This is a genomic window from Clostridium senegalense JC122 (assembly GCF_000285575.1).
GTDB classification, from domain to species: Bacteria; Bacillota; Clostridia; order Clostridiales; family Clostridiaceae; genus Clostridium_J; species Clostridium_J senegalense.
This window is the reverse complement of the sequence record NZ_HE611050.1, coordinates 240,569-246,838: the sequence shown is the minus strand read 5'-3', so window position 1 is coordinate 246,838 and position 6,270 is coordinate 240,569. Positions and strand designations below refer to the sequence as shown.

The 6,270-nt window shown below is 26.1% G+C and carries 5 protein-coding genes; all 5 read left to right on the top strand.

Annotated elements, in window-relative coordinates; translation table 11 throughout:
- Positions 1 to 506 precede the first annotated feature (506 nt).
- The 5 genes from CSGHG_RS01590 (at position 507) to cmk (ending at position 6,205) form a co-directional block, all read left to right on the top strand.
- A complete protein-coding gene (locus CSGHG_RS01590) occupies positions 507 to 1,382 on the top strand; it encodes a MurR/RpiR family transcriptional regulator (protein WP_010292085.1) in 876 nt (291 codons plus the stop codon).
- Between the two features lie 848 nt (positions 1,383 to 2,230).
- Entirely contained in the window at positions 2,231 to 3,583 is a 1,353-nt protein-coding gene (gene gdhA, locus CSGHG_RS01585; protein ID WP_010292082.1) for an NADP-specific glutamate dehydrogenase, read from the top strand.
- A gap of 364 nt (positions 3,584 to 3,947) precedes the next feature.
- A complete protein-coding gene (locus CSGHG_RS01580) occupies positions 3,948 to 5,171 on the top strand; it encodes a BaiN/RdsA family NAD(P)/FAD-dependent oxidoreductase (protein WP_010292078.1) in 1,224 nt (407 codons plus the stop codon).
- Positions 5,172 to 5,289: 118 nt separating this feature from the next.
- Positions 5,290 to 5,529, top strand: coding sequence for a chorismate mutase (locus tag CSGHG_RS24520; RefSeq protein WP_328284727.1), 240 nt, complete (start codon positions 5,290 to 5,292; stop codon positions 5,527 to 5,529).
- A 16-nt stretch (positions 5,530 to 5,545) separates the two neighbouring features.
- Positions 5,546 to 6,205, top strand: coding sequence for a (d)CMP kinase (cmk, locus tag CSGHG_RS01565; protein WP_010292074.1), 660 nt, complete (start codon positions 5,546 to 5,548; stop codon positions 6,203 to 6,205).
- Positions 6,206 to 6,270 lie beyond the last annotated feature (65 nt).

Genomic DNA, 6,270 nt, shown 5'->3' with positions numbered 1-6,270 from the left:
TTTTATTTATATTTTTTCTTAACTGATAACAAAAATTTGATGTATAAATTTAAATTGGAGCTTGTTTCCCTATATATAATATTTAGAATGCAAAAAAAAGATATGCTAAATGCATTTTTATTAGCATATCTTTTTTAAAAATATAAATCTGGAAATAAAATAATTAATATTGGTAGATACTATAAATAAGTAAGAGGAAAATTAACTTATATGTAAATTACAAAACTTCTTTTAGTTATAGCTTAAAAACATATACAATTATAAAACTAGAAAGAATGTTTTTGAAAATGAAATAATTAATTTTAAAATATAAATATTTATGAATAAAACTATTGTAATAAAGTGGATATGAATTTTAAAATTCAAAATACTAAAAAATGAAATATTTGATTGATATATGGTTCATAAAGTGTTAAAATTTGATTTGGAGAAAATATTTGGCTAAAAATGTAGTACTTCTCAAGTATTAAAATAAAAAGCGTTAGCGAACGAACGGGGGTTGTAACTTGGAAAATAATAATCAAGATCTTATGAGATTAATACAAATTAAGTTTCCAAGACTTAGCAAAGGACAAAAACTAATTGCAGAATATATATTAAAGCATTACGACAAGGCAGCATTTATGACAGCTGCTAAACTTGGAAATAGTGTAGGTGTAAGTGAATCAACAGTTGTTAGATTCGCAAATCAATTAGGATATGAAGGTTATCCAGAACTTCAAAAGGCTCTTCAAGAGCTTATAAAAAACAAACTTACAACAGTTCAAAGAATAGAACTTTCAAATGACTTTATAAGTCATAATAACGCACTAAAAGGTGTTCTAAAATCAGATATTGAAAACATAAGAGTTACTTTAGAAAAAATAAACCATTCCGCTTTTGATGAAGCAGTAAATACTATATTTGAAGCGAAGAATATTTACATAATAGGATTAAGAAGTTCTACAGCTTTAGCTGATTTTTTAGGTTTCTATTTAAATTTAATATTAGATAATGTAAAAATAGTATCTTATGGTATGAGTGATATATTTGAACAAATGCTAAATTTATCTGAGGATGATTGCATAATAGGAATTGGATTCCCAAGATATGCTATGAGAACTATTGAAGCATTGAATTTTGCAAAATCAAGAAACGCCAAAGTTATAGCTATTACAGATAGTTTATTATCACCACTAGCTACAAAGGCTGATTATACTCTTGTTGCAGAAAGTAATATGGCATCATTTGTTGATTCATTAGTAGCACCGTTAAGTGTAATAAATGCATTGATAATTGCAGTAGGATTAAGAGAAAAGGATAAAATTTCTCAAACATTTGCCGATTTAGAAAATATGTGGCAAAATTATCAGGTTTATTCTTATAAAAAAGAAGATAGATAAAAAGATTATAAGCTCCAATAAGTGAGCTTATAATCTTTTTTTATTATAAAATAAAATTATATTAAATTGAATTTAAATCCACAAAATTACATAAAATTACATAAAATAAACATAAATTTAACAAAGTTTAATTAAATAGTATTATAATATTAGTTTTAATTTATAAAAATAAAAGAAACTCTTCGTTAAATAATAAGTTTCATAAAAGAAAATCTTTATAAAAACGTATACAAAATTTCATGGAAAATTTTAATAATACTTTATTATATAAAAATATTAAATAATTTTTAATAATTATAAATAGTAAATATTAAATTACTTATTTTTGAAAATAAAATATTATTTTATTAAAATTGTAATAAATAAATCTTTTTTTAGTATAACTTTGTAAAAAGTATTAATTTTTAAAAATATATAATAAAATTATAATATTTTTAAAAATATTGCAAAAATGAAATTACTAGTAATTTTGAAAAATAAGTTTATAATAAGAAGTATTAGTGTTTTAACAAAAAACTATGGTAAAATTTTGACGAAGATTAAGCTTTACAAAATTTTTGAATAATGTTATAAAAAGTACATAGATAATATAAAACAGCTGTAAATGTATTGATTTAATAGAAAATATGAATTAATATAATAATTAGAAAAAAATGAATCTTTTATAAATATAAAATTTTCAAATTAATGAAAGCAAAAAATCATTTACTCAAAAATATAAAAATATACCTTGCAATTACTATATGGAAAGGTATACAATTAAAGAAAGAAAATATTTAAAATTTAAAATTTTTTAAATATTTAAAAAATTAATAAAAATTACAACAAATTTATTGGGGGGAATAGCCGTGAATACTAAAGCTTACATTGATCAAGTATTAGAAAATGTTAGAAAGAGAAACAATGGGGAGCCAGAATTTATACAAGCAGTTGAAGAAGTTTTTCATACATTAGCACCAGTTATAGAAAAACATCCAGAATATGTTGAATCAAACTTACTAGAAAGATTCTGCGAACCAGAAAGACAAATAATGTTTAAAGTACCTTGGACAGATGACAATGGTAATGTTCATGTGAACAGAGGATTTAGAGTACAATTCAACGGAGTTATAGGACCTTATAAAGGTGGATTAAGATTTCATCCATCAGTTTACTTAGGAATAATAAAATTCTTAGGATTTGAACAAATATTAAAAAATTCCCTAACAGGACTTCCAATAGGCGGAGGTAAAGGTGGATCTGATTTTGATCCAAGAGGTAAATCAGATGCTGAAATAAGAAGATTCTGTGAAAGCTTTATGTCTGAGTTATATAGACATATAGGACCTGATGTAGACGTTCCAGCAGGAGATATGGGTGTAGGCGCAAGAGAAATTGGTTATTTATACGGACATTATAGAAGACTAAGAGGTGCTTTTGAAAACGGTGTTTTCACAGGTAAAGGATTATCATTTGGTGGTAGTTTAGTAAGACCAGAAGCAACAGGATTTGGAGTAACTTATTTCTGTCAAGAAATGTTACATCATCAAGGTACAGATATAAAAGGAAAAACAGTTGCTATATCTGGATTTGGACAAGTTGCTTGGGGCGTTTGTAAAAAAGTTGCAGAACTTGGAGGTAAAGTTGTAACAATATCTGGACCAGATGGATATGTTTATGATCCAGAAGGAGTTATAACTGATGAAAAAGTTAATTATTTACTAGAAATGAGAGCTTCAGGAAGAGATAAAGCTCAAGATTATGCTGATAAATTTGGATGTGAATTCCATGCAGGAGAAAAACCATGGGGAGTTAAAGCTGATATAATAATACCATGTGCAACTCAAAATGATATTCGCATAGAACATGCAAAACAAATAGTTGAAAATGGTACTAAATTTGTTTGTGAAGCAGCTAATATGCCATGTACTAATGATGCATTACAATATTTCTTAGATCAAGGTTTAACTGTTGGACCAGCTAAGGCAGCTAATGCTGGTGGAGTTTCAGTTTCTGCTTTAGAAATGGCTCAAAACAGTATGAGATATTCTTGGACAGCTGAAGAAGTTGATGCTAAACTTCATCAAATAATGAAAAATATTCATAATAATGCAGAAAATGCTGCTAAGGAATATGGATTTGGCTATAACTTAGTTGCAGGAGCAAATATAGCTGGTTTCTTAAAAGTTGCAGAAGCTATGTATGCACAAGGAATATACTAATATAGAATATATTTAAAGGGTGTCTTATAATAATTTTGTACAAAAAGGGTTAGACACCCTTTTTTGTTTTTTTATTTTAATTTTTTTCTTAAAGATTAAAAAATTACCTGTTACTATTGATACATGCTATTTATTTAGAGTATAATTTAAAAGCTATAGGTTTTAAATTATAATTAAATGAGTATATTAAATATAGAACTTAAAAGTGGAGCAATGTTGAAGGTTACTATATTTATGAATTATAAAAAGTTTTGCTCTAAATAATTTTTAAATTTAATATGATAAAATAATGTATTGAAACTTATATAAGCTATAAAATAGAAAAATTAAAATAAATAACATCAAGTTAATAGGTGGTGGCGCAATGTCAAAGGTTGTTATTGTTGGAGGAGGCCCAGCAGGTATGATGGCTGCTATTTCTGCGGCAAAATGCAATAAGGTCTTACTAATTGAAAAAAACGAAAAGATTGGCAAAAAACTTTTTATAACAGGAAAGGGTCGTTGTAATGTTACAAATGCAAAAGATGTTGGTGAATTTATAAATCATATACCAACTAACCCTTACTTTTTATATAGTTCCTTATACTCTTTTACTAATGAAGACACTATGAATTTTTTTGAGAGTAAAGGAACAAAACTTAAAATAGAAAGAGGAGACAGAGTGTTTCCAGTTTCAGATAAATCTTCTGATATAATAAAAACATTAGAAAATGAATTGAGAAACTCTAATGTTGAAATTATGCTTAATTCTAATGTAGAAAAGTTTGTTTTAGATAATAATAAAATAACAGAGTTAATATTATCTAATGGGAAAAAAATATATGGAGATCATTTCATAATTTGTGGAGGAGGAGCTTCTTATCCGCAGACCGGTTCAGATGGTACTATATTAGAAGAAATAAGAAAAATAGGTCATAATATTATAACATTAAAACCTTCGTTAGTACCTATTGAATTAAGTGATGATTTTATAAAAGATCTTCAAGGATTATCACTTAAAAATGTAGAATTAATCATTAAGAATAATAAAAACAAAGTAGTATTTAAAGAATTAGGAGAAATGTTATTTACTCATTTTGGTGTTTCGGGACCACTAGTATTAAGTGCTAGTAGTAATATAAAAGAAAATGAAAAGTATAAAATATCTATAAACTTTAAGCCGGCATTAACAGTAGAAGAATTGGATAAGAGAGTTCAGAAAGATTTTAAGGAAAATTTAAATAGAGACTTTAAAAATTCCTTAGATGGTTTATTCCCTAAAAAACTTATACCTATTATGGTTCAATTAAGTGGAATTGATGAAAATAAAAAGGTAAATGCTATAACAAAAGAGGAAAGAAAAAAATTTGTAGATTTAATACATGATTTCAATTTAACTTATAAAGGGTTAAGACCTGTATCAGAAGCTATAGTAACTGCTGGAGGAATTGACACAAAGGAAATAGATCCATCTACAATGAAATCAAAAATAATAGAAAATTTAAGTTTTGCTGGTGAAATAATAGATGTAGATGCTTATACTGGTGGTTATAATGTTCAAATAGCTTTTTCTACAGGCTACCTTGCAGGAATGAAAGTGAGCGAATAAATTATGTTATCGATTAGAGGGGCTATAACAATAGAAGAAAATACAATAGAAGACATAGAAAAAAATTCTATAGAATTAATGAAAAAATAATAGAAAAAATAATTTAGATTTATGCAAAATAAAAGCATTAATATTTTCGTGCACTAAAGATATAACAAAGGCTTACCCAGGAGCATTCATTAGAAAAAAATTTAAATTAAATAAAGTTAGCATTATGCATTTTAATGAGATGGAAGTTGAAGGTAGCTTAAATATGTGCATAAGAGTTACTGTTATTAGTGATGAAGAGGAAAGAGAAGTACATTTTGTTTATTTAAAAAATGCTGAAATATTGAGGCTAGATATTAAGGATAGTTAGAAGGGAAGAATGAAATATGAGGATGGCTATTGCTATAGATGGTCCAGCGGGAGCAGGAAAGAGTACAATTGCTAAAATAGTGGGAAAAAATTTAGGGCTTATGTATATAAATACTGGATCTATGTATAGAGCAGTAACATATATGGCATTAGAGAATAACATTTCATATAAAGATATAGGTAAGCTTATGGAATTATTAAATAATGCAGAAATGTATTTTGATGGTGATAATCTTATTTTAAATAAAAAAGATATAACTAATCAATTGACTATGCCAATTATAAGCAAAAATGTATCTAATTATGCGGCTATTCCTATGGTTAGAGAGAAACTTGTAAAAATGCAACAGGATATAGCTGAAAATTATAATGTTATAATGGATGGTAGAGATATAGGGACAGTAGTACTAAAAGATTCACAACATAAATTTTATTTAACAGCTAGTGCAGAAACTAGAGCAATGAGAAGATGTAAAGAATTAACAGAAAAGAAAATAGAAGTAAAATTCGAAGACGTTTTAGAAGATATTAAAAAAAGAGATTTTATAGATTCTACAAGGGAACTTAATCCTTTAACTAAAGCAGATGATGCAATAGAAATAGATTCTTCATATTTAGGAATAGACGAAGTTGTGGAGTTAATTTGTAATCATGTAAAAAATAAAAAAACTAAATAGTATTAGTGTATTTATATACAATGTGTTAAAATAGTAGTATGATATTAATATATCAAATTAATGCA

Excerpts from the sequence above, each read along its gene's own strand:
- CSGHG_RS01580 (WP_010292078.1), top strand. The coding sequence starts at position 3,948 with ATGTCAAAGGTTGTTATTGTTGGAGGAGGCCCAGCAGGTATGATGGCT.
- cmk (WP_010292074.1), top strand. The coding sequence starts at position 5,546 with ATGAGGATGGCTATTGCTATAGATGGTCCAGCGGGAGCAGGAAAGAGT.